General features: G+C 63.9%; 28 protein-coding genes. 21 read left to right on the top strand and 7 right to left on the bottom strand.

The features are described 5' to 3' along the window. Positions 1–5 precede the first annotated feature (5 nt). From narJ to ACZI8Q_RS08160, 7 genes are all read left to right on the top strand, one after another. Positions 6–704, top strand: a complete 699-nt coding sequence (gene narJ / locus ACZI8Q_RS08190; protein ID WP_463373165.1) for a nitrate reductase molybdenum cofactor assembly chaperone — start codon at positions 6–8, stop codon at positions 702–704. Next, complete coding sequence (gene narI / locus ACZI8Q_RS08185; protein WP_463373013.1) at positions 701–1,444, top strand: respiratory nitrate reductase subunit gamma; 744 nt, start codon at positions 701–703, stop codon at positions 1,442–1,444. Before narJ ends, narI begins: the two co-directional genes overlap by 4 nt. Positions 1,445–1,534: 90 nt before the next feature. Continuing rightward, positions 1,535–2,860, top strand: a complete 1,326-nt coding sequence (locus ACZI8Q_RS08180) for a M16 family metallopeptidase (RefSeq protein ID WP_463373012.1) — start codon at positions 1,535–1,537, stop codon at positions 2,858–2,860. 13 nt (positions 2,861–2,873) lie between these two features. Further along, entirely contained in the window at positions 2,874–3,980 is a 1,107-nt protein-coding gene (locus ACZI8Q_RS08175) for an alcohol dehydrogenase catalytic domain-containing protein (protein WP_463373011.1), read from the top strand. A 106-nt stretch (positions 3,981–4,086) separates the two neighbouring features. Next, entirely contained in the window at positions 4,087–4,845 is a 759-nt protein-coding gene (gene dapB / locus ACZI8Q_RS08170) for a 4-hydroxy-tetrahydrodipicolinate reductase (protein ID WP_463373010.1), read from the top strand. Continuing rightward, entirely contained in the window at positions 4,842–5,309 is a 468-nt protein-coding gene (locus tag ACZI8Q_RS08165; protein WP_463373009.1) for a hypothetical protein, read from the top strand. The genes dapB and ACZI8Q_RS08165 overlap by 4 nt, the downstream gene beginning before the upstream one ends. 132 nt (positions 5,310–5,441) lie before the next feature. Continuing rightward, complete coding sequence (locus ACZI8Q_RS08160; RefSeq protein WP_463373164.1) at positions 5,442–5,849, top strand: flavodoxin family protein; 408 nt, start codon at positions 5,442–5,444, stop codon at positions 5,847–5,849. A gap of 37 nt (positions 5,850–5,886) precedes the next feature. Here the strand turns inward: ACZI8Q_RS08160 and ACZI8Q_RS08155 are convergent, their stop codons facing one another. Both ACZI8Q_RS08155 and ACZI8Q_RS08150 read right to left on the bottom strand, forming a co-directional pair. Further along, the gene (locus ACZI8Q_RS08155; protein WP_463373008.1) at positions 5,887–6,321 is read right to left on the bottom strand and encodes an SRPBCC family protein; all 435 of its coding nucleotides are present in this window, start codon (positions 6,319–6,321) and stop codon (positions 5,887–5,889) included. 104 nt (positions 6,322–6,425) lie between these two features. Further along, positions 6,426–6,908 carry a toxin-antitoxin system HicB family antitoxin gene (locus ACZI8Q_RS08150; protein ID WP_463373007.1) on the bottom strand — a complete coding sequence of 161 codons (483 nt, stop codon included), beginning with the start codon at positions 6,906–6,908 and terminating at the stop codon, positions 6,426–6,428. Between the two features lie 130 nt (positions 6,909–7,038). Here ACZI8Q_RS08150 and thyX point away from each other — a divergent pair, with 130 nt between their 5' ends. The 6 genes from thyX (at position 7,039) to ACZI8Q_RS08120 (ending at position 15,251) form a co-directional block, all read left to right on the top strand. Beyond that, positions 7,039–7,791, top strand: coding sequence for an FAD-dependent thymidylate synthase (gene thyX / locus ACZI8Q_RS08145; RefSeq protein WP_463373006.1), 753 nt, complete (start codon positions 7,039–7,041; stop codon positions 7,789–7,791). Between the two features lie 43 nt (positions 7,792–7,834). Next, positions 7,835–8,740 (top strand): 4-hydroxy-tetrahydrodipicolinate synthase, encoded by a 906-nt coding sequence (dapA, locus tag ACZI8Q_RS08140; RefSeq protein ID WP_463373005.1) that lies wholly within the window; start codon positions 7,835–7,837, stop codon positions 8,738–8,740. Further along, on the top strand, positions 8,740–10,683 hold the full coding sequence (locus tag ACZI8Q_RS08135) for a ribonuclease J (RefSeq protein ID WP_463373004.1): 1,944 nt from the start codon (positions 8,740–8,742) through the stop codon (positions 10,681–10,683). The genes dapA and ACZI8Q_RS08135 overlap by 1 nt, the downstream gene beginning before the upstream one ends. Positions 10,684–10,706: 23 nt before the next feature. Then, complete coding sequence (locus tag ACZI8Q_RS08130) at positions 10,707–11,333, top strand: TIGR03085 family metal-binding protein (RefSeq protein ID WP_463373003.1); 627 nt, start codon at positions 10,707–10,709, stop codon at positions 11,331–11,333. A gap of 129 nt (positions 11,334–11,462) precedes the next feature. Further along, positions 11,463–14,072 (top strand): DNA translocase FtsK, encoded by a 2,610-nt coding sequence (locus ACZI8Q_RS08125; protein ID WP_463373002.1) that lies wholly within the window; start codon positions 11,463–11,465, stop codon positions 14,070–14,072. Between the two features lie 189 nt (positions 14,073–14,261). Then, positions 14,262–15,251: a TerC family protein gene (locus ACZI8Q_RS08120; protein ID WP_463373001.1), complete on the top strand. Its 990-nt coding sequence runs from the start codon at positions 14,262–14,264 to the stop codon at positions 15,249–15,251. 10 nt (positions 15,252–15,261) lie between these two features. Here the strand turns inward: ACZI8Q_RS08120 and ACZI8Q_RS08115 are convergent, their stop codons facing one another. Both ACZI8Q_RS08115 and ACZI8Q_RS08110 read right to left on the bottom strand, forming a co-directional pair. Beyond that, positions 15,262–15,546: a YciI family protein gene (locus ACZI8Q_RS08115; protein WP_463373000.1), complete on the bottom strand. Its 285-nt coding sequence runs from the start codon at positions 15,544–15,546 to the stop codon at positions 15,262–15,264. 57 nt (positions 15,547–15,603) lie between these two features. Continuing rightward, a complete protein-coding gene (locus ACZI8Q_RS08110; RefSeq protein WP_463372999.1) occupies positions 15,604–16,128 on the bottom strand; it encodes an amino-acid N-acetyltransferase in 525 nt (174 codons plus the stop codon). 140 nt (positions 16,129–16,268) lie between these two features. On the opposite strand from ACZI8Q_RS08110, the gene pgsA reads away from it, so the two are divergent. The 4 genes from pgsA (at position 16,269) to ACZI8Q_RS08090 (ending at position 18,828) form a co-directional block, all read left to right on the top strand. Beyond that, positions 16,269–16,937, top strand: a complete 669-nt coding sequence (gene pgsA / locus ACZI8Q_RS08105; protein WP_463372998.1) for a CDP-diacylglycerol--glycerol-3-phosphate 3-phosphatidyltransferase — start codon at positions 16,269–16,271, stop codon at positions 16,935–16,937. A gap of 13 nt (positions 16,938–16,950) precedes the next feature. Then, positions 16,951–17,469, top strand: a complete 519-nt coding sequence (locus ACZI8Q_RS08100; protein ID WP_463372997.1) for a CinA family protein — start codon at positions 16,951–16,953, stop codon at positions 17,467–17,469. Positions 17,470–17,539: 70 nt separating this feature from the next. Next, a complete protein-coding gene (locus ACZI8Q_RS08095; protein WP_463372996.1) occupies positions 17,540–17,869 on the top strand; it encodes a helix-turn-helix domain-containing protein in 330 nt (109 codons plus the stop codon). A 137-nt stretch (positions 17,870–18,006) separates the two neighbouring features. Then, positions 18,007–18,828 carry a PspA/IM30 family protein gene (locus tag ACZI8Q_RS08090; protein ID WP_463372995.1) on the top strand — a complete coding sequence of 274 codons (822 nt, stop codon included), beginning with the start codon at positions 18,007–18,009 and terminating at the stop codon, positions 18,826–18,828. Between the two features lie 104 nt (positions 18,829–18,932). Here ACZI8Q_RS08090 and ACZI8Q_RS08085 read toward each other — a convergent pair whose 3' ends face one another. Genes ACZI8Q_RS08085 through ACZI8Q_RS08075 form a run of 3 tightly spaced genes read right to left on the bottom strand, consistent with a single transcriptional unit; the run spans position 18,933 to position 20,800 of the window. Then, on the bottom strand, positions 18,933–19,538 hold the full coding sequence (locus ACZI8Q_RS08085; protein WP_463372994.1) for an energy-coupling factor transporter transmembrane component T family protein: 606 nt from the start codon (positions 19,536–19,538) through the stop codon (positions 18,933–18,935). Positions 19,539–19,547: 9 nt separating this feature from the next. After that, complete coding sequence (locus ACZI8Q_RS08080; RefSeq protein WP_463372993.1) at positions 19,548–20,228, bottom strand: energy-coupling factor ABC transporter ATP-binding protein; 681 nt, start codon at positions 20,226–20,228, stop codon at positions 19,548–19,550. Continuing rightward, positions 20,225–20,800 (bottom strand): biotin transporter BioY, encoded by a 576-nt coding sequence (locus tag ACZI8Q_RS08075; RefSeq protein ID WP_463372992.1) that lies wholly within the window; start codon positions 20,798–20,800, stop codon positions 20,225–20,227. The genes ACZI8Q_RS08080 and ACZI8Q_RS08075 overlap by 4 nt, the downstream gene beginning before the upstream one ends. A gap of 149 nt (positions 20,801–20,949) precedes the next feature. Between ACZI8Q_RS08075 and ACZI8Q_RS08070 the strand changes: the two genes are divergently transcribed. The 4 genes from ACZI8Q_RS08070 (at position 20,950) to ACZI8Q_RS08055 (ending at position 24,094) form a co-directional block, all read left to right on the top strand. Then, positions 20,950–21,174, top strand: a complete 225-nt coding sequence (locus ACZI8Q_RS08070; RefSeq protein WP_463373183.1) for a hypothetical protein — start codon at positions 20,950–20,952, stop codon at positions 21,172–21,174. A 17-nt stretch (positions 21,175–21,191) separates the two neighbouring features. Beyond that, positions 21,192–21,908 (top strand): PIG-L deacetylase family protein, encoded by a 717-nt coding sequence (locus ACZI8Q_RS08065; protein ID WP_463372991.1) that lies wholly within the window; start codon positions 21,192–21,194, stop codon positions 21,906–21,908. Positions 21,909–21,980: 72 nt separating this feature from the next. Next, positions 21,981–22,568, top strand: a complete 588-nt coding sequence (locus tag ACZI8Q_RS08060; RefSeq protein ID WP_463372990.1) for a TetR/AcrR family transcriptional regulator — start codon at positions 21,981–21,983, stop codon at positions 22,566–22,568. Then, complete coding sequence (locus tag ACZI8Q_RS08055) at positions 22,565–24,094, top strand: glycerol-3-phosphate dehydrogenase/oxidase (RefSeq protein WP_463372989.1); 1,530 nt, start codon at positions 22,565–22,567, stop codon at positions 24,092–24,094. Before ACZI8Q_RS08060 ends, ACZI8Q_RS08055 begins: the two co-directional genes overlap by 4 nt. The last annotated feature ends 82 nt before the right edge of the window (positions 24,095–24,176 follow it).

Here is a 24,176-nt window from a genome sequence, read left to right as displayed (position 1 = left end):
GGAAGATGTTCGGCAGGGCGCCACGGGTCACCGATCGGCACCGACGGTTGGTCTGGCAGGCAGTGTCGCTTTTGCTGGCCTATCCGGACGAGGATCGTGCGGGTCGTCTGGCGCTGGCCGCGCGGGTACTCGACGAGTTGCCTCCGAATCTGGCCTCCCCGCTGGCGGACACCGTTGCGGGACTCGAGGCGTTGAGCACAGAGCAGGCGGCCGAAGACTACGTGCAAACCTTCGACCTACGACGCAGGCGGTCGCTGTTCCTCACCTATTGGACGGACGGAGACACCCGCAATCGGGGCAACTCGATGCTGTTGTTCGCCAACACCTACCGCGATTGTGGAGTGGAACCGCCCAGCGACGAGTTGCCGGATCACCTGGCCGTCGTGTTGGAGTTCGGTGCAACCGTCGACGTCGCAGGTGGGCTCGCATTGCTTGCCAAGCATCGCGCACCGTTGGAGTTGCTGCGGTGCGCGCTCGAGGAGATGCCCTCTCCCTACGCTGGAGCGGTTGATGCAGTGCTCGCCACGGTGCCTGAGCCCGATCCGGATGCGACTCGGCTCGAAGCCCTGCGGCTGGCCGAGCAAGGGCCGCCTGCCGAATCCGTCGGATTGAGTCCGTACGCGGTGACCATTCCCGTACAGGACTTGACGGCTCCGTTGCGCGGGCGCGCCGGAATCACCACTCGGGCAGGAGAGCTGCGATGAACGTGTTCGAGCAACCGGTTTTCTGGGACATCGTCCCCTACGTGAGCTTGGCGATCCTCATCGTCGGGTTGGTCTGGCGATACCGGTACGACAAATTCGGCTGGACGACCCGATCCTCGGAGTTGTACGAGTCGAAGCTGCTGAGCGTGGCCAGTCCGATGTTCCACTTCGGCATCCTCGTCGTGGTCATCGGCCACTTCGTCGGTCTGGTCATCCCGCAGAGCTGGACGGATGCGATCGGTATCGACGAGCACGTATATCACTGGAGTGCACTGATACTCGGCGGCATCGCAGGCGTGGCCACCTTGATCGGGATCGTGCTGCTGATCTACCGGCGCCGTACCAACGGTCCTGTGTTCATCGCGACCACCAAGAACGACAAGCTCATGTACGTGGCGCTTCTCGCTGCAATCGTTGCAGGGCTGGCCACCACCGTCATCGGCATGCTGCCGGCGGGGCAGACTCCCGAGGCGAACTACCGCGAAACTGTCTCACCCTGGTTCCGGTCGATCTGGGTACTGCAGCCGGACGGCGAGTCCATGGCCGCGGCACCGCTGCAATTCCATATCCATGTCGCGATCGCATTGGTTCTGTTCGCGCTCTGGCCGTTCACCCGGCTGGTTCACGTTTTCAGTGCGCCGTTCGGATACCTGTTCAGGCCCTACATTGTCTACCGTAGCCGCGACACCGCGCGGCAGAACGAGCTGCTCGGCTCCGCCCCGCACCGTCGCGGGTGGTGACCCGACGCGACCCGTATTGCACGCGTTGCGGTGTGTACTGTTTGGTCCTCACACCAGTTCGCTTTTCACGAGGACCGCTCACACCCTGACATGGAAGACCACACACGCAGGCACACCGCCTCGACCACCGGCGTCAACGGCGTTCGGCGCACCGTGCTACCCGGGGGACTGCGCGTCGTCACGGAGCGCGTCCCCGGTGTCCGTTCGGCGTCGGTAGGGGTCTGGGTCGGTATCGGTTCGCGCGATGAGCAGCCGAGCGTGGCGGGCGCTGCCCACTTCCTCGAGCATCTGTTGTTCAAATCCACTCCCACCCGCACGGCCCTCGATATCGCACAGGCGATGGACGGGGTCGGCGGGGAACTCAACGCGTTCACGTCGAAAGAACACACCTGCTACTACGCTCATGTTCTCGACGACGATCTGCCGTTGGCCTTGGATCTGGTCAGTGATGTGGTGCTGCGTGGACGTTGTCGATCCTCGGACGTCGACGTCGAACGTCAGGTGGTGCTCGAGGAAATCGCGATGCGGGACGACGACCCGGAAGATCTGCTCGGTGACATGTTCCTCACGGCCATGTTCGGCGAACACCCTGTCGGCCGACCGATCATCGGCACGACCAGTTCGGTCACGGCGATGACCCGGACGCAACTGCACTCGTTTCACGTGCGCAGATACACGCCGGCTCGCATGGTTGTTGCTGTTGCGGGAAACGTCGAGCACGAGCATGCGGTGGAGTTGGCGATGCGCGCTTTCCCGGGGAAACTCGAGACTCCACACGAGCCGGATCCCCGGCGCACGGGCAGCTTGCGCATCGGTACCGCACCGACGTTGAGCGTGACCGAACGAGACAGCGAGCAAGCGCACCTGTGCCTCGGTGTACGCGCATTCGGACGACACGAGGGCCATCACTGGGCGTTGTCCGTGCTCAACACCGCGGTCGGTGGGGGTTTGAGTTCGCGGCTGTTTCAGGAGGTTCGCGAGGAGCGGGGACTCGCCTACTCCGTCTACTCGGATATCGACACCTTCGCCGACACCGGTGCCTTCTCGGTGTACGCCGGCTGCCAGCCGGAGAATCTCGGCGAGGTTGCCACAGTGGTCCGGGAAATTCTGGCGAACGTGGCTCGGGACGGGATCACGGATGCCGAATGTGCCCGCGCCAAAGGTGCTTTGCGTGGTGGCCTCGTTCTCGGACTCGAAGATTCCGGGTCTCGGATGAACCGCATCGGCCGCAGTGAACTGAACTATGGGAACCACCGCAGCATCTCCGAGACCTTGGCGAGTATCGATGCGGTCACGGCTGATGCGGTGCGCGAGGTGGCCCGAATACTGTTGCAACGGCCCCTCGGGGCTGCCGTCGTCGGACCGTATCGGCGGATCCGTGATCTCCCGGCATCGGTACGGGAGATCGTTCGATAGAGAGGAACGAGCGATGAGAATTCGCGGTGCCGTACTCGAAGAGATCGGACGACCCCGACCCTTCGCCGGGTCGCGGCCGATCTCGATTTCCGAACTCGACCTCGACGACCCGGGCCCCGGCGAGATCCTCGTCCGTATCGAAGCGGCCGGGTTGTGTCATTCGGACCTGTCCGTGGTCGACGGCAATCGTGTACGACCCGTACCCATGCTTCTCGGTCACGAGGCGGCCGGTGTGGTCGAACAGGTCGGTGGCGGGATCGATGACGTGACGGTCGGCAAACGTGTGGTGATGACCTTCCTGCCGCGTTGCGGGGACTGCGACGGGTGTGCAACCGACGGGATTGTGCCGTGTGTCACCGGCACCGTCGCGAACAACGCCGGCACCCTGCTCAGTGGGGGATCGAGGCTCCGTCGCGCCGGCACGACGATCAATCATCATCTCGGTGTCTCCGGTTTCGCCACCCACGCGGTGGTCGATCGCAGATCGGTCGTTCCGGTGGGTGACGACGTTCCGCCCGAGGTGGCGGCGGTGCTCGGATGCGCTGTGCTGACCGGTGGCGGAGCCGTGCTGAATGCGGGTCGTCCCGGGCCCGGCGAGGCGGTCATGGTAGTCGGTCTCGGGGGAGTGGGTATGGCTGCCATTCTGGCGGCGGTGTCCCTCGGTGATCGCGAGGTGATCGGTGTCGATACCGTTTCCGGGAAACTCGATGTGGCGCACGATCTTGGTGCGACCGCGGTGTACACACCCGACGAGATCGTCTCGCTCGGCGTGCGCGCACCGGTCGTGATCGAGGCGGCCGGAAACGCGCGAGCCTTCGAAACTGCAGTCTCCGCGACCGCGGCGGGCGGCAAGACGATCACCGTCGGGCTTCCTTCTCCGGACGCGCGTTCGTCCATTTCGCCGCTGACCCTGGTTGCCGAAGCACGCACGATCATCGGGAGCTACCTGGGATCGGCCGTCCCCGCCCGCGACATTCCGATCTACGAAGGCCTGTGGCGCCGCGGGAGACTTCCTGTCGAGAAGCTGATCTCCTCGACGATCTCGCTCGAGGACATCAACCGGGGAATGGACGAGCTCGCCGACGGACACGCGATCCGCCAGGTCATCGTGTTCGACTGACGGACTCGTAGTGCGTTCCGGAGTCGCGACGGCCGCGTCGCGCCGGCGAATTCGTTTTGCGTAGGCTTTGTCTCGAATAGTTGTGGACGGGACGGAGCGTGGAGAAGTGAGCGCAGCAGAACCGATCAAGGTCGGAGTTCTGGGAGCGGCAGGCAAGGTCGGCAAGGCGATGTGCGAAGCCGTCGAACAGGCAGCCGATCTGGAACTCGTCGCCCAGGTCGACCACGGGGACCGGCTCGAATCGTTCGTGGAGTCCGGCACTCAGGTGGTGATCGACTTCACGCATCCCGACGTGGTGATGGGCAACCTCGAGTTCCTGATCCGGAACGGCATTCACGCGGTCGTCGGAACCACCGGTTTCGACGACGCGCGGCTCGACGAGGTGCGCTCCTGGCTGGCCGACCGACCGTCGGTCGGTGTCTTGATCGCACCGAACTTCGCGATCGGAGCCGTGTTGTCCATGCGCTTCGCCGAGGCTGCGGCTCGCTTCTTCGAGTCGGTCGAGGTCATCGAACTGCATCACCCCAACAAGGCGGATGCGCCCTCCGGCACGGCCTACCGGACCGCCGGTCTGATCGCCGCTGCGCGCGAGAAAGCAGGAGTGGGACGCAGCCCCGACGCCACCACCACGGAGCTCGACGGGGCTCGTGGCGCGGACGTCGACAGTGTGCGTGTGCACTCGGTGCGGCTCGCTGGTCTCGTCGCACACCAGGAGATCCTTCTCGGCACGCAGGGCGAAACCCTCACCATCCGCCACGATTCGATCGACCGCAGCTCGTTCGCTCCCGGTGTGCTGCTCGGTGTCCGCGAAATCGCCGGGCGCCCCGGCCTCACCGTGGGACTCGATCCCTTCCTCGACCTGTGAACGGGGAGGTCACCCGTAAAGTTGGCCTGATCGCGTTTCTCGTCGCTGCGCTCGGGGTGTACTTCGTGCTCTTGGGGAAGCGCGGAATCGGTTTGATCCAGGACGGTGATGTCGCGGCGGTCGGTCTCGGCATCGGCGTACTGATCTTGCCGTTCCTCGGTATCTGGATCGTCGGCGCCACGTTGCGTGCCGGATTCGCGCACCAGCATCTGGCTCGTCGTATTCACGACGAAGGCCTCGAACTCGACGTGACGGATCTGCCGCGCCGTCCATCGGGACGCATCGAACGTGACGCGGCGGACGAGTTGTTCCACAGGGTGAAGGTGGAGTGGGAGGCCGACCCCGACAACTGGCGCAACTCGTACAGACTGGCGCGCGCCTACGATTACGCCGGTGACCGTGGGCGAGCACGCGAAACGATGCGCCGTGCCGTCGAACTCGAGCGCGTCGAGCGCGAGGGCTGACCGACCCACTTTCTGAATTCGGCTCGACCGGCGGGTCCGGTTGTCGGATATGGCGCGGCTCGATACCCGTAGCCTGAAGGTGTGAAAAAGTTGCTCGTGGTGCATCACACGCCGTCGCCGTACACACAGGCCATGTTCGAATCCGTGCTGTCCGGCGCCACCGATCCCGAGATCGAGGGTGTGGAGGTGGTGCGCCGTGCTGCGCTCGCCGTGTCACCCACCGACATGCTGGAAGCGGACGGCTACCTTCTCGGCACCCCCGCGAACCTCGGGTACATGAGTGGTGCCCTCAAGCACGCGTTCGATGTCTGCTACTACCCATGTCTCGATTCCACGCGAGGCAGGCCGTACGGAATGTACATCCACGGCAACGAGGGGACCGAGGGTGCCGAGAAAGGCGTCACTTCCATCACCACCGGTATGGGCTGGGTGAAAGCCGCTGATTACGTGGTGGTTTCCGGCAAGCCGAGCAAGGACGACCTGAACGCGTGCTGGGAACTGGGTGCAACGGTTGCGGCACAGCTCATGGAAGACGCTTGATACACAGAACCGGCACCCGTGAGATCTGGGTAAAACCTCAGAGGCTCTCGACGAACTTGGTGAGACCCTTGCTCGCGGTTTCGAGGGCTGACTTCTGTGCCTTCTTCACGAGGAAGCCGGGAAGCGGAACCTTGGGGTCGATGGTGAGTTCGAAGTGCACCTTGGTTCCCGCGTCCGTGGCGGACAGGACGTACGAGCCTTCTTGTGTGTTCTGCTGGGTGCTTTCGACGAGGGTCCACGACACGGAATCGTCACCGGAGAACGTGTAGTCGACAACCTGCTCGTCGTTGATGCCGAGAATGGACACCGACATGCGGACGCGGTTGGGCCGACCGTCGTCATGGGTGCTGATGATCTCCACCGACTTGTGCGGACCGGACCACTCGGTCAGGCGATCGACCGCGGCAATGGCCGCCATGACTGTGGCCGGATCCGCCTTGATCTCGAATTCTTTGTTGCCCGATACGGCCATCTTCTTCGCTCCTTCGCCCAATGGGCACCTTCCTCGGTGCCGATGATGTGAAGGGTATTACACCATTGCCTGTGCGCAGGGTGCGCCCAGCGGTCCGCGCCCGATCAGAATTTGTCCATCCCGTTACGCCGCATCTGCTCCCGCAGTGCTCCTTGAACGGCTTGAGCCACCCAAGAATTGAGGGAGACTCCGTTCTGGGACGCCGCCTCTTCCGCGCGTTCTTTCATTTGTTCGACCAGGCGAAGGGTCACCCGGCTGACGTCCCCGCTGAGGTCGTCGAACGCTGCTCTGGTGTCGTCGGTGGCGTCACCTCGGCCTCCTGTGCTGTCATCCATGGTCGCGGACAGGACGTCGGACACGTCGAGGACGACCTGATCGTCGTCGAGTCGGACCGAGATCTTTTTGTCTTCCAGTGTGTCGGAGACTTCCTCGGCGAAGTCGGTGAGGGCCGAGAGCAGCAGGAGGCGTACAGCGGGCGTCATGGCAGAGGCCAGTGCATTTGCGGTCTGTTGCGTCTTCTCGTCGCCGAGTGCTGCTGCAGCCGAGATGTCTGCGCTCAGTCGTTCGGTGTACTTGTTCAGCTCCATGACGCCATGGTGACGTCATTCATGACGTCAGTCAAGGGGTGGAACCGACGAAAGCCTGCCTGAACGACGGGGATAGTGTCGGTGCGGTATCGGCGGAACAGGTGACCGACCAGGAGAAGGAGACCGTCCCGTGCCACGATCGGTGTCGTTGAAGGTTCAGCTCGTTGCGCGAACCGAGTTCACTCCACCTGCAGATGTGCCGTGGGAAACAGATGCAGACGGTGGGGAGGCTCTGGCGGAATTCGCCGGGCGAGCGTGTTATCAGAGCTGGTCGAAACCGAACCCACGCACCGCCACCAACGAGGGATATCTCCGACATCTGCTGGAAGTCGGTCATGTGTCGGTACTCGAGCATGCCAGCGTCAGTTTCTACATCAGCGGTATTTCGCGATCGTGTACTCACGAGCTGATTCGTCATCGTCACTTCTCGTACTCGCAGCTGTCCCAAAGATTCGTCCGCGAGGACGATGCCGACGTCGTTCCGCCGCCTGTGATCGAGGGCGACCCGGAACTCGAGGCGCTGTTCGCCGAAGCCACTGCGGCAAGCACCGAGGCCTATTCGACGCTGCTGGATGCGCTCGAGGTGAAGCTCGCGAATGTGCCCAGCGCGATGCTGCGCAACAAGCAGGCCAGGCAGGCGGCGAGAGCGGTGCTGCCCAACGCCACCGAGACGCGGTTGGTCGTGACCGGCAACTATCGGGCGTGGCGGCATTTTGTGTCGATGCGCGCCACCGAACACGCGGATGTGGAGATCCGACGGGTCGCGGTCGAGTGCTTGCGGCAACTACGTGAGGTGGCCCCGAACGTGTTCGGGGACTTCGAAACGGTGGAACTCGAAGACGGAACGCACGTGGCACGCACGCCGTACTCCATGGACATGTGAGTGGTGTGCAAGAGACATCCGTTCACCGGGTAGCCTTCTGACCATGACCTACGGTGATTCCGCTTCTGCGCTCGAGCGTCCGTTCGGCACCATCTCCACGGCCATGGTGACTCCCTTCACCTCGGACGGAAAGCTGGATATCGACGCGGGTGTGCGGCTCGCCACGCATCTCGTCGACAACGGCTGTGACGGACTGGTGCTCGCGGGCACCACGGGCGAATCGCCGACCACCACCGAGAACGAGAAGCTCGAATTGCTGCGCGCCGTGCTGGACGCCGTCGGCGACCGCGCGAGGATCATCGCAGGGGCGGGCAGCAACGACACCGCACACAGCGTCGAACTGGCTCGCGATGCTGCCCGCGCTGGTGCGCACGGGCTCCTGGTGGTCACTCCGTATTACTCGCGTCCACCGCAGGCAGGCCTGTTCGCTCATTTCACGGCCGTCGCCAACGCAACGGATCTGCCGGTGATGTTGTACGACATCCCGCCGCGGTCCGTTGTCCCGATCGAAACCGACACCATTCGGCTGCTGGCCGAGCACCCTCGGATCATGGCGGTCAAGGACGCGAAGGGCGACCTGAACGCAGGTGCCGAGTTGGTCGGTTCCACCGACCTTCAGTTCTACTCGGGCGATGACCCACTCAATCTTCCGTGGCTTTCCGTGGGCGCCGTCGGATTCGTCAGTGTCATCGGGCATCTCGTTCCCGGTCGTCTGCGCGAGCTGCACAGCGCGTTCGTGGCCGGCGACATCGCGCGCGCCCGCGCCATCAACCTCAGCCTGATTCCGGTGATCCGGTCCGTCGCAAGGCTCGGCGGTGTCAGTGCATCGAAGGCCGGTCTACGGCTTATCGGTCTGGATGTGGGAGAACCGCGGTTGCCGCAGGTTGCTCCCACCCACGACATGATCGATGGACTGGCAGCGGATCTTCACGCAGCAGGAGTTCTGTAATGACCCGTCCCAACCGCCGACGTAGTGCCAGCCGAAAGGCGGGCCCACCCACACCCACACCCGAGAGGGCGAAGGCCGACACCCGCGAAGCCGTGGCCGCCGAGCAGCCCAAGGTCGCATCTCAGAAGCCGGTCAAAGCTCCGTCCACGAAGGGGGGAGCGACCTCCGGTGGCGCAACCAGGACCGGCTCGGGTAAGTCTCGCCGGTCGGGTGGTGGCCGTCGTTCCGACTCTCGAGGCAAAGCGAAGGCGCCCGTGGATGCATCCGTGCGACTCGGTACGCCCCCGAAGGCGCCGTTCAAGGGTCTTCGCGTGGTCGCCCTCGGCGGCATCGGCGAGATCGGCCGAAACATGACGGTGTTCGAACACAAGGGCAAACTGCTGATCGTCGACTGCGGCGTGCTGTTCCCCGAGGATCAGCAGCCCGGCGTCGACTTGATCCTGCCTGACTTCGGTCACCTCGAGGACCGGATGGCGGACGTCGAGGCGGTCGTGCTCACACACGGTCACGAGGACCACATCGGTGCCGTCCCGTTCCTGCTGCGTTTGCGTCCGGACCTGCCGGTGGTCGGATCCAAGTTCACACTCGCTCTGGTGGCAGCCAAGTGCCGTGAGCATCGACAGCGCCCCAAGCTGGTCGAGGTGGTCGAAGGCCAGCGCACCAGCCACGGCCCGTTCGAATGCGAATACTTCGCGGTCAACCACTCGATTCCCGACGCGATCGCGGTCGCGATCCGCACGGATGCCGGAGTGGTCCTGCACACCGGTGACATCAAGCTCGATCAACTTCCGCTGGACGGACGTCTGACCGACCTCGCGGGCTTCTCCCGGCTCGGGGACGAAGGTGTCGACCTGTTTCTCGTGGATTCGACCAACGCCGAGGTCCCCGGGTTCGTCACTCCCGAACGGGAGATCGGTGGCGTGCTCGACAATGTCATCGGCAAGGCGAAGCAGCGGGTGATCGTGGCGTCGTTCGCCAGTCATGTGCACCGCATCCAGCAGGTCGTGGATGTTGCGCACCGCTACAACCGTCGCGTCTGCTTCGTGGGCCGTTCTATGGTCCGCAACATGCAGATCGCCCAGGATCTCGGTTACCTGTCCGTCCCGGACGGACTTGTCGTCGATATCGACGCCGCAGCGAACTTGCCTGACGACAAGCTGGTCCTGGTCTCCACCGGTTCGCAGGGCGAGCCGTTGTCGGCACTGTCGCGGATGGCTCGCGGTGAGCACCGGCAGATCAACATTCGCGCCAACGACTTGGTCGTGCTGGCGTCGTCCCTCATTCCCGGCAACGAGAACTCCGTGTTCGCGGTCGTGAACGGTCTCGCGAAGCGTGGTGCGGCGGTGATCACGCAGCAGAGCGCCAAGGTCCACGTCTCCGGACACGCTTCCGCAGGTGAACTGTTGTACCTCTACAACGCGGTTCGGCCCACCAATGCGATGCCGGTCCACGGCGAATGGCGGCACCTCCGGGCGAACGCCGCACTCGCCAAGGCGACGGGCGTGCCCGAGGAGCGCATCGTCCTCGCCGAGGACGGCGTGGTCGTGGACATGGTCGACGGCCTGGCCGAGATCGTCGGTCAGGTGCCGGTCGGTCACGTGTACGTCGACGGTTTGTCGGTCGGTGATGTCGGAGACTCCACACTGTCCGATCGGCTCGTGCTCGGTGAAGGCGGTTTCATCGCGATCACCGCGGTGGTCGACGAGACCACCGGCAAATCCGTCGGCACACCGGAGGTATCCGGGCGAGGTTTCTCCGACGACCCGAATGCGTTGGCCGATGCGGCGCAACTCGTGGAGGCGGAACTTCTTCGTCTCGCGGGTGAGGGCGTGACGGACACGCATCGCATCGCGCAGGCGATCCGCCGTGTCGTGGGCCGGTGGGTTGCCGACAAGTACCGCCGTCGGCCGATGATCGTCCCCACGGTGATCGGCGTTCCCTGACCGACCTCTGTATCTTCGTAGGCGTGACATTCGCGCAGGACGAGCGCCACGCGCTCGTCGATTCGATGACCGAACACGGGCCTGACGCCCCGACCCTGTGTGGCGAGTGGACGAATCGTGACCTTGCCGCTCATCTGATTCTGCGTGAGCGCAGGCTCGACGCGGCGGGTGGGATCGTGGTGCGGCAACTCGCCTCCCGCACCGAGCGGATTCAGGCCGAGATCGCCGCTCGCCCGTGGAGTACGTTGCTCGACGAGGTGCGCTCCGGACCGCCGGTGTGGTCGCCGCTGTACTGGGTCGATTCCCTGGCGAACACGAGCGAGATGTTCGTCCATCACGAGGACGTCCGTCGTGCACACCCGGGATGGCAGCCTCGTCTGATGGGCGAGGGCGAACAGGACTCCCTGTGGTCGCTCGTGAAGGGTGTGGCGCGTCATGGCTACCGGAATGCGGTGGTGCGCGTCGTTCTCGAGAGACCTTCCGGCGAGACGATCACCGTCGGCACGCGGAATGCACGGGCTTCGGTGGTCCTGCGCGGGGAGCCGTCGGAGTTGCTGCTCCATGCCTTCGGCAGAGACGAAACAACTGTCGAAGCGAGCGGTGAACCGGACGCGGTCGCGGCTGTTCTAGCCCTCGACAGAGGTGTCTGACCGCTCATCCCCTGTGAGTGGTCTGCGAGTCCGGAGACTCGTCAACCACTCACAGGGAATTCGTGCTCGACAGGTGTTACGAGTGTTGCGGATGGTCCTGATGGTGGGCCAGCGACTAACGTGGACGCCATGGCAGGTAAGACGAGCACCCGCAGCACGAGCGCGACGACGTCCAGATCGCGGACGAGCGCCCGCGGTGGTTCTGCCAGGTCCACCCCACGTTCTCGGACCACGAAGACCGTCACGACACCGCGGAAAGGGCAGGCTGCGCGGGCACGCAACAATGCCCGTCGACCTGCGAAGAAGAAGTCCAGCGCGAGTCCACTCGAAGCTGTTTTCCGGGGGATCGGTGCGGGTTGGTCCTTGGTCGCCAAGGGGGTCGGCGCAACAACCCGCACAGTCGGTCGTGCTGCCGATATCGAGGAAGGGCATCGACGGGACGGTATTGCCCTCGGTTTGATCGCTGCGGCGATCATCGTCGCAGGTAGCGTATGGTTTTCTGTCGGTGGACCAGTGGGTTCGTGGATCGAGACCGGTGTGCGCACCGTGATCGGCGGGGCGGCCGCGGTTCTGCCGGTCGTGGCATTCGGTATCGCGATAGTGCTGATGCGAACCGAGGCGAGGCCGGAAGTCCGCCCTCGGCTGGTACTGGGATCGTTGCTGCTCTGCCTACCGATCCTGGGTCTGTGGCACCTCGTAGCCGGTGCGCCCACCGATCCCGCCGGACGTTCGCAGGGCGCTGGACTCATCGGGTATGCGATGGGTGGTCCGCTCACCACGGGGTTGACCGTCTGGCTGTCGGTTCCCTTGCTGCTGATGGCACTGACATTCGGCATTCTCCTGCTCACCGGAACGACCCTGCGTGAGGTTCCGGGTAAATTCCGTTCGTACTTCGGTCTGGCTCGTGACGAATACGGATACGACGAGTACGGCGACGAGTACGGGTACCACGACGACCCGTCGTTGTTCGATGTCGACGGCTACCCGGTTGACGACGGCGGACGACCTCGAGGCGGCCCGTACGACAACTACCCGGCCGACGAATACTCGGGCCGTGGTGGGGACGCGAAGACCGAGGTGCTCGGCCGCTGGGAGCAGTCGCCGGCGAAGGAGACCGCCGCTGCGGCGGTGCCGCCCGAGCCCAAGCCCAAGGCAAAGCCCAAGATCAAAGCCAAGCCCGTCGTTCCGGCTCCCGAACCGCCGATTCCCGAGGTCGAGAAGTTCGTCACCGACCGTGTCGTCGAGGGCGACTACACACTTCCGTCGCTCGAACTTCTCGTCGCGGGTGACCCGCCCAAAACGCGCAGTTCGGCCAATGACGCGATGATCGAGTCCATCAGCGAGGTGCTCGAACAGTTCAAGATCGATGCCGCGGTCACCGGATTCACGCGTGGTCCGACGGTCACGCGATACGAGGTGGAACTCGGGCCAGGTGTGAAGGTCGAGAAAATCACTGCTCTGGCACGCAACATTGCATACGCGGTTGCCACGGACAACGTGCGCCTACTCGCGCCGATTCCGGGCAAGTCCGCAGTCGGTATCGAGGTCCCCAACTCGGACCGCGAGATGGTGCGGCTGTCCGACGTACTCACGGCCGCGAGCACTCGCAACGACCATCACCCTCTGGTGATCGGGCTCGGCAAGGACATCGAGGGCGATTTCGTCAAGGCGAATCTGTCCAAGATGCCGCACCTGCTGGTGGCCGGTTCGACCGGCTCGGGTAAATCGAGCTTCGTCAACTCCATGCTGGTGTCGTTGCTTGCACGGGCGACGCCCGACGAGGTTCGGATGATTCTCATCGACCCCAAGATGGTCGAACTGACGCCCTACGAAGGTATTCCGCACCTCATCACGCCGATCATCACGCAACCGAAGAAGGCCGCTGCTGCCCTCGCCTGGCTGGTGGAGGAGATGGAGCAGCGCTACCAGGACATGCAGGCCACCAAGGTTCGCCACATCGACGACTTCAACGCGAAGGTGCGTTCGGGCGAGATCACCGCTCCACTCGGCAGTGAACGGGTGTACCGGCCGTACCCGTACATTCTGGCGATCGTCGACGAGCTCGCCGACCTGATGATGACCGCGCCCCGTGACGTCGAGGATGCGATCGTCCGCATCACGCAGAAGGCACGTGCTGCCGGCATTCACCTGGTTCTGGCGACACAGCGTCCGTCCGTGGACGTGGTGACCGGCCTGATCAAGACCAACGTGCCGTCACGACTTGCGTTCGCCACTTCGTCGCTCACGGACTCGCGGGTGATCCTCGACCAGCCGGGCGCCGAGAAGTTGATCGGTATGGGTGATGGTCTGTTCCTGCCGATGGGTGCGGGCAAGCCGATCCGCCTGCAGGGTGCCTTCATCACCGACGAGGAGATCCAGAAGGTCGTCGACTTCACGAAGAACCAGGCCGAGCCGGACTACACCGAGGGTGTCACCGTTGCGAAGGCGGGGGAGAAGAAGAACGTCGACCCGGACATCGGCGACGACATGGACGTGTTGCTCCAGGCCGTCGAACTCGTGGTGACGAGCCAATTCGGCTCCACTTCGATGTTGCAGCGCAAGCTCCGAGTCGGGTTCGCGAAGGCGGGTCGTCTGATGGATTTGATGGAGAACCGCGGGGTCGTCGGACCCAGCGAAGGTTCGAAAGCCCGTGAGGTGCTTGTCAAACCGGATGAGCTGGACGGTCTGCTGTGGTCGATTCGTGGCGGTGATCCCGACGAAGCGCCGACCGAGGAGTGATTCGTCGACGTGGCGTTGGCTGTGATTGAATAGGCCACGTTTTGGAGGGGAGTATCCCCGCTTCTGCGACAGCATCGTCAACACGTTCGGCACCGTTGCCGATCCGGGGCTGTCGATCGGATCGGCTCGTCGCCGGGTTCGGTGGGAGAGACCTCCGGCATCCTCGAGGTTGACCGGAGGTCTGTTTTCATGCACGTTTCCCCCTTGGTCTGGGGCATCACCTGTCTGGTGGTTCTCGGGCTGTTCGTGTTCGACTTCTTCGCACACGTTCGGACGCCACACGCACCCACTCTGCGCGAGTCCGCATTCTGGTCCGCCGTGTACATCACGATCGCGATCATCTTCGGGCTCTTCGTGATGTGGATGTGGGGCAGTGGCCACGGTGGTGAGTACTTCGCCGGGTACGTCACGGAGAAGGCGTTGTCCGTCGACAATCTGTTCGTCTTCGTGATCATCATGAGCACTTTCGCTGTGCCACGCGAGTACCAGCAGAAGGTGCTCCTCATCGGCATCGTGATGGCACTGGTGATGCGTGGTGCGTTCATCGCGATGGGTGCGGCAGCGATCAACGCATACAGCTGGGTCTTCTACATCTTCGGTGCATTCCTCCTGTACACCGCGTACACATTGATTCGCGACCACGGCGAGGAGAAGGACGTCGAAGAGGAGCGCGACAGCAAGATAGTGATCTTCGTCAAGAAGGTTCTGCCGACCACGGACACGTACGACGGCGACAAACTGGTCACGAAGATCGACGGCAAGCGCGTCTTCACCCCGCTGTTCCTGGCGCTCGTCGTCATCGGGTTCACCGACGTCCTGTTCGCCCTCGACTCGATCCCGGCGATCTACGGTCTGACGAAAGAGCCGTATCTGGTGTTCACCGCCAACGCTTTCGCGTTGATGGGACTGCGGCAGCTCTTCTTCCTCATCGGTGGACTCCTCGACCGCCTCGTGTACCTGTCCTACGGGTTGTCGATCATTCTCGGGTTCATCGGTGTGAAGCTCGTGCTCCACGCGCTCCACGAGAACACGCTCGGATTCATCAACGGTGGCGAGCACGTCTCGGTACCGGAGATCTCGACGGTGTTCTCGCTCTGCGTGATCATCGGAGTCCTCGTGATCACGACAGTCGCGAGCCTGCTGAAGTCACGCAAGGACGAGCGGGTGGCGGCCGAATAGCGCCGACTCGTCACTCGGCGAGGGCCCCCATCACCGGGATCCACTCGGTGATGCGGGAGCTCTCCACGAGACCTGCGCGGTCGAACGGGTCGTGCGTGAACAGCAGGCGCACCGTCTCGGCGTCGGCCACATCTACGATGATGAGAGCACCCGTGCCGTCGGCGAACGGTCCGGACGACTTCACGACGCCGCGTTCGATCAACTCGCCCAGCCATGCCCGGTGATCCGGACGGTGTTCGTCGCGCTGTGCGGACTTGTCCGGTGAGTAGCTGTATTCGACCAGAAACAGGGACATCGTGCGCTCGCTCTCGCGTAGTCGTGAGTTCAGGTTGTCAGGTTCGGTCTGGGACGCTCAGAGTGTGAGCAACATCCGCGTGTTGCCGAGGGTGTTCGGTTTGACGAAGCTCAGATCCAGGAACTCGGCGATGCCGGTGTCGTACGAGCGGCACATCTCGGCATATACCTCCGCGGTCACCGGGGTGCCGTCGATCTCGACGAATCCGTGTGCTCCGAAGAACCGGACCTCGAAGGTGAGAACGAACACGCGCGCAAGCTCGAGCTCGCGCGCCGATTCGATCAATTTCGCGACGACGAGGTGGCCTGCACCCTGGCCTCTGGCTGCGGGGTCGACGGCGACCGTGCGAATCTCCCCGAGGTCTGCCCACAGCACATGCAGTGCGCCGCAGGCGATCACATTGCCGTCACGTTCGGCGACCCAGAACTCTTGCAGCGACTCGTACAACGTCACGAGGTTCTTCTCGAGCAAGATCCTGCCGGAGTAGATGTCGATGAGTCGTTTGATCTGAGGCACGTCGGAGGCACGCGCTCGCCGCACCACGGTGTCGCCTTCGAGGGTGGCCGGTATCGGAGTTGTCATCGCGCGGGAGTCCAACATGTCATGGGGTGAACAGTAGTCAATGGTGCAAAGGATATTCTGAGTCACGTGCCGGTTCGACCACAGATCACTCAGCCTTCCTCGTACCCGTCGGGGCGCCTCCTACGTCACGGGGCGTGCAGGTGACCGCGCGGCGCGAGGATCGGGCAGAGCCGATCGCGCAACCCGCCAACGCACCCCTGGCTTCTGGGCAGGAAACACCGGACCAGCAGGCTCCACTGTTCAACATTGCCAACATCCTGACGATGCTGCGCATCGTGCTCGTTCCGTTGTTTCTGGTGGCGTTGTTCGTCGATGACGGGGATTCCACGCTGTGGCGGCTGGTCGCGGCGGGAATTTTCGCGGTTGCTGCCATCACGGACCGGATCGATGGGCAGCTTGCACGCAAGTACGGTCTGGTCACCGACTTCGGGAAGCTGGCTGATCCGATCGCGGACAAAGCGCTGATCGGGGCAGCGCTCGTCGGACTGTCGATCCTCGGCGATCTGCCGTGGTGGGTGACGATCGTGATCGCAGCACGCGAGCTGGGAATTACCTTGCTGAGGCTTGCGGTGCTCCGGCACGCCGTTATTCCGGCCGGACGTGGCGGCAAACTGAAAACGTTGTTGCAGGTGTTCGCGATCGGTGTGTTCTTGCTTCCCCTCCCTGCTGCGGCGCTGCCGTTCGGTTGGGCGTTGATGGTGGCGGCGCTGATTCTCACGGTGGTCACCGGAATCGACTACGCGGTGCAGGCAGTCCGGCTACGTGCCGGAGTGCACCGAATGGAGTCCTCTGCGGGAATCGGCGAATGACGGTGCGGGCTCGATGACCGTGCCGGAAGCGGAAGTGGTCGAGTTGGTGGCCGCACTGACTCGGGCAGGCCAGACGATGGCGACGGCCGAATCGTTGACGGCCGGCCTGTGTGCGGCGACCGTGGCCGGTGTTCCGGGTGCGAGTGCGGTTCTGCGAGGCGGGTTGATCGTGTACGCGACCGACCTCAAGGCGTCGCTCGCAGACGTGGCCGAATCCGTGCTGGCGTCGGCCGGGCCGGTGTCGAGGTCTACCGCCGCCGCACTGTCGGAGGGAGCCCGACGACGGTGCGGCTCGGACTGGGGTTTGGGATTGACCGGTGTGGCCGGACCCGACGAGCAGGACGGGCACGGAGTGGGCACGGTGTTCGTCGGAATCTCAGGGGATGGCGGCACCGAAGTTCGTGAACTTGCCCTCGAAGGGGACCGTTGGGCAATACGGTGTGCGGCGGTGGTCGCGGCAGTGTCGGGGCTGCGTGATCGGCTGGCACGCGAAACGGACGTCGGGCCAGGAGTCGTAGACCCGACGCGATAGGCTCGGGAACCAATCGGACCTGCCCGTGCGTTGAGCATAGAAGACAGGTGACGGATGAAGGAGGAGCGAGATGGCGCTGCTATTGCGTGAGGCAATCGGTGACAGTCTTCGTCGTGCGCGCGTTTCGCAGAGCCGCACCCTGCGCGAAGTCTCCAACAGCGCACGTGTGAGCCTCGGATACCTGTCCGAGGTGGAGCGTGGGCGCAAGGAGGCGTCGAGCGAGTTGCTCGCCTCGATCTGTGAGGCGCTGGAGGTTCCGCTGTCCACTGTGCTCGTCGAGGTCAGTGAGTCGATGGTGGATCGTTCGACGACCTCCGAGGCGGCCACGGTGGGATCGCCGGCCATCGCGAAGGACACCCGCGTGGTCATTCCGGCACCGTCAGCTCTCGCCGCGGCGTGAGTAACGACGGTGGCGTGGCCCCGTCAGCGAGTTACCGATAGATTCTCAGGTGGGGCGGAGGCCCTGTTCCGGTGCGTGACGGTCACGGATCGGGTCGCGGTTCTCGCGGCGCAACAGATGGAGGCAGGATCAAACCCATGGCTAATCCTTTCGTCAAGGGATGGAAGTACCTGATGGCGCTCTTCAATTCCAAGATCGATGAGAAGGCCGACCCAAAGGTTCAGATTCAGCAGGCGATCGAAGATGCGCAGAGGCAGCACCAGGCGCTTTCGCAGCAGGCTGCTTCCGTCATCGGTAATCAGCGCCAGCTCGAGATGAAGCTGAGCCGTCAGCTGGACGAGGTCGAGAAACTCAACGCGAATGCGCGTCAGGCCGTGAACCTTGCCGAGCAGGCTCAGAATGCAGGCGACAACGAGAAGGCGATCCAGTACACGAACGCCGCCGAGGCGTTCGCTGCGCAGTTGGTGACGGCAGAGCAGGGCGTGGAGGATCTCAAGGCTCTGCACGACCAGTCGCTGCAGGCCGCCGCACAGGCGAAGAAGGCCGTCGAGCAGAACGCGATGACGTTGCAGTCGAAGGTCGCCGAGCGGACCAAGCTCCTCAGCCAGCTCGAGCAGGCCAAGATGCAGGAACAGGTCAGCGAGTCGCTGCGGTCGATGGACAGCACGCTTGCAGCGCCGGGCAACACGCCCAGCCTGGATTCGGTCCGCGACAAGATCGAAAGCCGTTACGCGACGGCACTCGGCTCCGCCGAGTTGGCTCAGAACTCCGTCAGCGGCCGGATGATGGAAGTTCAGCAGGCGAGCGTGCAGATGGCGGGGCACAGCAGGCTCGAACAGATCCGTGCCTCGATGAAGGGTGACGCGCTTCCGTCGGGTGGTGCGAGCACCGAGACTCCGGCTGCGAAGCCGGCAGCGGGTCAGCAGCAGCCGCCGGCAGCAGGCCAGACGGGCGCCTGACACCGACGATTTCACGAACTGTGGCCTGGGTGGACGATCCACTCAGGCCACAGTCGTGTTCGTAGCAGGGGGAGTTGCCGGTAGGACCTCCAGTCCTCACAGTGTCAGTCGTCGACGCCGCGGGCAGCGAGGGCCTCGCCCATTGCATCGGCTGTGATGAGGGTGCTGATGACGACGGGGACTGCGAAGGCGCGCAGAGACGTGGCTTGGCCGCGTGCCTTCCTGGCTTCGGAGATCTGCCCGATGATCCCTGCCAGCAGCGGGATACAGCGGATGGTCATGGCGAGGACCAGCGCGACGCGTTCCGGGTCGACGCCGATTCGCTTCAGCGGTTTCAGTCCTCGGGTCACGGCATCGAGCATGTCGGAGACCCGGGTGGTGAGGGTGACCAGTGCGGCCAGTGCCACAGCGAGCAGGAGGGTACCGCAGACGACCACGGCACGCTGCCATCCCGTGAAGATCCACTGGAAGATTCCGATGATCAGCAGCATCCACACCACAGTCCGCAACTGGCGCAACGCCGTTCGGACCCCGATCCGCGCAATCGCATATGCCGCGACGACGATCGTCGTCGCTGGGAGCAGGTGAACCGGATTCCGGACGAGCAGGGTGATCACGACGATCGCTGCGACGAGCAGAAGCAGTTTCGGACCGGCCGCCAGCCGGTGCAGGATACTGGTTCCGGGTTGGTAGATGCCCAGAGGTGTCACGATCGCCGCCTATCCGACGAGTGCCCGATAGTGGTCGATGGACGACTGCGGCGCACCGTCTGCGACCACATGACCGTCGTCGATCACCAGCACTCGATCGAACCTGTTCAGCAGGTCCAGTTGGTGAGTGACGACGATCAGTTGTTGTGGCAGCCGCGCGAACGACTCGGAGATCATTCGGGTGTTGCGGAGGTCGAGGAGCGTCGTCGGCTCGTCGGCGACGAGAACATCCGGTTCGGTGACCATGACAGCCGCCAGGGCGAGCAATTGCTTCTGCCCGCCGGACAGCAGGTGGGTGGGGTGCTCACGGTGACCTGACAACCCGAATCTGTCCAGTGCATCCTCGACGAGAAGCGTCCGTTCCTTCTTCGAGATCTTCCGGCGGCGCAACGAGAACTCGATGTCCTCTGCAACCGTCGGCATGATGATCTGATGATTGGGGTCGGTGAAGACGAAGCCGACTTTGCGGCGCACGTCTCGCCCCTTCTTTCGCGTGTCGAGACCGTCGACTGTGACCCGACCCGTGGATGGCACCACGAGACCGTTGATCATGCGTGCAAGCGTGGACTTGCCGCCGCCGTTGGCGCCGATCACCCCGATGCGGTGCTCCGAGAGCGTCAGGTCGACGCCGTCGAGCGTCGGACGTTCCCCGTAGGAATGCTCGACGCCCTCGAACCGAATGACGCTCATCGGGTGCCGACGGGTTCCGAGAGAAGAGCGGGGTACGCGCGATGTACCTGGGCGGCCACGACAGCGGTGACGATGGCCTTGATCAGATCTCCGGGAAGGAACGACGCGTTCGCCACCAAGGCGCCCCAGGCGGTCAGATCGGTGCGCAGCATCATGCCGACGATGCCGAACAGATACAGCACCACGATCCCACCGAGCACGTTGGCGGCGAACCCCGGGAGCACCTTGTACCGCGGCACCATGCGATACGACAGCCAGCCGATTACCGCGACGGCGGCAATCCAGCCGATCAGGAAGCCGACGGTAGGTCCGGCGAGTGAGGTGAGGGTGGTGCGTCCGCCGGCCAGGATCGGCAGCACCAGGCCGACCGCCATCACCGTGAGCACCGACAGGACACCCTTGCGAGCGCCGAGAAGGGCTCCGGCGAGCATGACGCCGAGACTCTGCAACGTGATGGGGACGCCCGACGTGCCGATGTTGATGGTGCCGGGCAGTCCCAGTGCGGCGATGAGTGCGGCGAATACAGCCACCTGTGCCAGGTCTCGGACTGTGAATCGGGTGGTCGACGGCACTGCGTGGCGCTCCTGTTCATGCGGAATACAATCTGCAAATGCTACGTCAGGGAGACGGCAGACGTGGCGTCGACCGTCGGCGGGCCGCTTATGGGGGTCAACCCTGAACTTTCCCTGATCTTCGTTATGACCAGGTGATTTTCGTACGGATGCGTGACACTCTCGGTGGAGAAGCCGAAGTCAGTGGAGGAGAAGTCATGCTGTGGAAGATCGTCCTGGCAGTGGTGTTGGTCTGGATCGCACTGGCGGTGATCGGGGCACTCGTGAAGGGCCTGTTCTGGCTCTTCGTGGTGGGTGCGATCGTCGCCGGCGTGTACATGCTGGTGAAGGCTGTGTCGGGTCATGACGAGAAGTCCGGTGCGACCCGGCCGTAAATGTCATGCTCGAGGGTATGGAGACATTCCCCGAGGATTGGACCAGGGCCGTCGTGATCGTCGCGCACCCGGACGACATCGAGTACGGCTGCGCCGCAGCGGTTGCGCGGTGGACCGCACAAGGGAAAGACCTTCGCTACGTTCTCGCCACCAGCGGCGAGGCAGGCATCGCCGGCCTGCCGCCCGCGCAATCGGGGCCGCTACGTGAAGAAGAACAGCGACGATCCGCGGCAGTCGTCGGAGTGAATGTCGTCGAGTTCCTCGGGTTCCCGGACGGGCGTCTCGAAGAAGGCCTCGATTTGCGACGTGGTCTGGCGGCGGCGATTCGGCGTCACCGGCCGGAGTTGGTGGTGACCATGAATTTCGGCGGAACGTGGGGTCCTGGGTATGCGAACAGCGCAGATCACCGGGCGTTGGGGCAGAGCGTGCTCGATGCCACCTCGGATGCGGCGAACGAATGGATTTTCCCCGAACTCGATGCACAGCAGTTTCCACCGTGGTCGGGAGTTCGGTGGGTTGCGGTGAACACGATGACCCCGACGCACGGGGTCGATGTCACGCATACGGTCGAGAAGGCAGTGGCCTCGTTGGCCGAACATGCGCGCTACCTGGAAGCCTTGAGCGACGAACCGGTGCAAGAACAGGCCAGGGCGCAGGTCGAGATGGTGACGGGGCCGAGGTCTGGATTCGATTCGTCTCGGATGGTGGGGTTCGAGCTTTACTATTTCTCGTAGTTCGAGGGGCGTCGTGTGAGTGCGTAAGTGGTGGTGCACCGTCTACAGCGATGCGTTACGATGTTACACATCATGACTATTCGTAAAGCGGAAGTGCCTGTGAGTGTGGAGGGGCAGATTCTTGACGCCGCCAGATCGTGTGTTCTGGAATTCGGCGTGCGTAGGACGACGCTGGCCGAAATTGCCCGGCGCGCAGGCGTGAGCCGCCCAACCGTATATCGGCGGTGGCCCGACATACGGGCAGTGGTCGCGGATCTCATGACTCGTGAGATCGCTGCGGCTGTGCCTTCGATGGACTCCACTCGTCCGGCGCGCGCTCAACTCGTGGACGCGGCGTGCGACGTCGCCTATCAGATCTCGACTCATCAGATGTTCGTCACGATCTTGAAGTTCGACCAGGACTTGTTCGGCACCTACGTATTCGATCGTCTGGGAACAAGTCAGAAGGCCGGTATCGCCGCCCTGGAGGCAACGATTTCGATCGGGCAGACCGAGGGTTCGGTTCGGCAGGGAAACGCTCGGCACATCGCGACGATGATGCTGCTCATCGTGCAGTCGGTCGTGCAGTCGGCTCGGATGGTGGAACCGGAAATCGCGGGTGACGATCTGTTGACGGAACTGCGTCACGCGGTCGATTCGTACCTGGCCCCGGTCAGGTGACGGGCACGGAGAAGTCGTCCGCACTCAACCGTGCTCGGCGCGCTCGCGAGCTTGCCGAACTGGCCGCCGGAGCACCGCTCGACGTACTCGTGATCGGCGGCGGCGTCACCGGCGCCGGAATCGCGCTGGATGCAGCCTCACGCGGACTGAGCGTTGCGTTGGTCGAGAAGCGAGACCTCGCGTTCGGTACCAGCCGGTGGAGTTCGAAGCTTGCACACGGTGGGTTGCGCTATCTGGCAACCGGCAACGTGGGGATCGCGCGTGAGAGTGCGGTCGAGCGCGGCATTCTGATGACTCGCACGGCGCCGCACTTGGTTCGTGCGATGCCGCAGCTCGTGCCCTTGCTTCCAGAGACGTCGTTCCTGGGTAAGACCCTCGTCCGGATCGGATTCCTGGCCGGTGACGTTCTGCGCGCCGCCGCGAACACTGCAGCGTCCGTTCTCCCTCGGTCGGGGTATGTCGACGCTGCGCGTGCTGCCGAGCTGTCTCCCGCGGTCAAGCGCGAGGGGCTTCGCGGGGGACTGCTGGCATTCGACGGCCAGTTGATCGACGACGCCCGCCTGGTCGTGTCGATTGCCCGGACCGCTGCGCTGCACGGCGCGAAGATTCTCACGCGGACCGGGGCGTCGAACGTGACCGGTTCCTCCGCCATGCTGCGAGACGAGCTGACGGGCGAGGAGTTCGAGGTCCGTCCTCGCACCGTGATCAATGCGGCGGGGGTGTGGGCAGGGGAGGTCGATCCCGACATCGCACTGCGGCCGAGTAGAGGCACGCACTTGGTGCTTTCGGCCCAGAAGTTGGGGAACCCGACGGCGGCACTGACGGTGCCGATCCCGGGCGAGACCAATCGATTCGTGTTCGCGCTTCCCGCTCAGTTGGGTCGCGTGTATCTGGGTTTGACCGACGAGGCGGCACCGGGGCCGGTGCCTGATGTGCCGACCGCTTCCGACGACGAGATCGATTTTCTCCTCACGACGGTCAACAGGGCGTTGGAGACTCCGCTGACCCGCGACGACGTTCTGGGAACGTACGCTGGGTTGCGGCCGTTACTCGACACCGGTGATGGTTCGACCGCCGACCTGTCGCGCAATCACGCTGTGCTGCGCTCGAAGAACGGCACGATCAGTGTCGTGGGCGGCAAGCTGACCACCTACCGCAAGATGGCCGAGGACGCCGTGGACGCAGCGGTGGAGTCGGGCAGTCTGCAGGCGGGCGAGTGCCGTACCCGGAACCTGCCCCTGGTCGGCGCGGGAACCGAGAAGGCCCTGAAGTCGGTGAACGCGTCTGCGACGCTGCGCGCGCGGTACGGAATGGAAGCGCCGCTCGTGGCGTCCTCGAGATCCGGAAGCACTGCACCCGTTGCCGAGGGGCTGGACGTGAGCCGCGCCGAACTCGAGTTCGCCGTCACGCACGAAGGCGCGCTCGATGTCGATGACATTCTCGATCGACGCACCCGCATCGGATTGGTGCCGGCGGACCGTGAGAAGGCGCTGGCCGCAGCGCAGGAGGCACTGTCTGCGGGATAGCACCCTGTCTGCGGGATAGCACCCTGTCTGCGGGATAGGACCCTGTCTGCGAACTTTCGCAGTCCGCTTGTGACACTCTGTC

This window comes from Rhodococcus quanlei, assembly GCF_055231015.1.
Note: the sequence above shows the minus strand (reverse complement) of the source record. Positions and strands in the feature narration are given on the sequence as shown.

Excerpts from the sequence above, each read along its gene's own strand:
- narJ (WP_463373165.1), top strand. The coding sequence starts at position 6 with ATGTTCGGCAGGGCGCCACGGGTCACCGATCGGCACCGACGGTTGGTC.
- narI (WP_463373013.1), top strand. The coding sequence starts at position 701 with ATGAACGTGTTCGAGCAACCGGTTTTCTGGGACATCGTCCCCTACGTG.
- ACZI8Q_RS08180 (WP_463373012.1), top strand. The coding sequence starts at position 1,535 with ATGGAAGACCACACACGCAGGCACACCGCCTCGACCACCGGCGTCAAC.
- ACZI8Q_RS08175 (WP_463373011.1), top strand. The coding sequence starts at position 2,874 with ATGAGAATTCGCGGTGCCGTACTCGAAGAGATCGGACGACCCCGACCC.
- ACZI8Q_RS08160 (WP_463373164.1), top strand. The coding sequence starts at position 5,442 with ATGTTCGAATCCGTGCTGTCCGGCGCCACCGATCCCGAGATCGAGGGT.
- ACZI8Q_RS08155 (WP_463373008.1), bottom strand. The coding sequence starts at position 6,321 with ATGGCCGTATCGGGCAACAAAGAATTCGAGATCAAGGCGGATCCGGCC.
- ACZI8Q_RS08150 (WP_463373007.1), bottom strand. The coding sequence starts at position 6,908 with ATGGAGCTGAACAAGTACACCGAACGACTGAGCGCAGACATCTCGGCT.
- dapA (WP_463373005.1), top strand. The coding sequence starts at position 7,835 with ATGACCTACGGTGATTCCGCTTCTGCGCTCGAGCGTCCGTTCGGCACC.
- ACZI8Q_RS08135 (WP_463373004.1), top strand. The coding sequence starts at position 8,740 with ATGACCCGTCCCAACCGCCGACGTAGTGCCAGCCGAAAGGCGGGCCCA.
- ACZI8Q_RS08125 (WP_463373002.1), top strand. The coding sequence starts at position 11,463 with ATGGCAGGTAAGACGAGCACCCGCAGCACGAGCGCGACGACGTCCAGA.
- ACZI8Q_RS08120 (WP_463373001.1), top strand. The coding sequence starts at position 14,262 with ATGCACGTTTCCCCCTTGGTCTGGGGCATCACCTGTCTGGTGGTTCTC.
- ACZI8Q_RS08115 (WP_463373000.1), bottom strand. The coding sequence starts at position 15,546 with ATGTCCCTGTTTCTGGTCGAATACAGCTACTCACCGGACAAGTCCGCA.
- ACZI8Q_RS08110 (WP_463372999.1), bottom strand. The coding sequence starts at position 16,128 with ATGACAACTCCGATACCGGCCACCCTCGAAGGCGACACCGTGGTGCGG.
- ACZI8Q_RS08100 (WP_463372997.1), top strand. The coding sequence starts at position 16,951 with ATGACCGTGCCGGAAGCGGAAGTGGTCGAGTTGGTGGCCGCACTGACT.
- ACZI8Q_RS08095 (WP_463372996.1), top strand. The coding sequence starts at position 17,540 with ATGGCGCTGCTATTGCGTGAGGCAATCGGTGACAGTCTTCGTCGTGCG.
- ACZI8Q_RS08090 (WP_463372995.1), top strand. The coding sequence starts at position 18,007 with ATGGCTAATCCTTTCGTCAAGGGATGGAAGTACCTGATGGCGCTCTTC.
- ACZI8Q_RS08080 (WP_463372993.1), bottom strand. The coding sequence starts at position 20,228 with ATGAGCGTCATTCGGTTCGAGGGCGTCGAGCATTCCTACGGGGAACGT.
- ACZI8Q_RS08070 (WP_463373183.1), top strand. The coding sequence starts at position 20,950 with ATGCGTGACACTCTCGGTGGAGAAGCCGAAGTCAGTGGAGGAGAAGTC.
- ACZI8Q_RS08065 (WP_463372991.1), top strand. The coding sequence starts at position 21,192 with ATGGAGACATTCCCCGAGGATTGGACCAGGGCCGTCGTGATCGTCGCG.
- ACZI8Q_RS08060 (WP_463372990.1), top strand. The coding sequence starts at position 21,981 with ATGACTATTCGTAAAGCGGAAGTGCCTGTGAGTGTGGAGGGGCAGATT.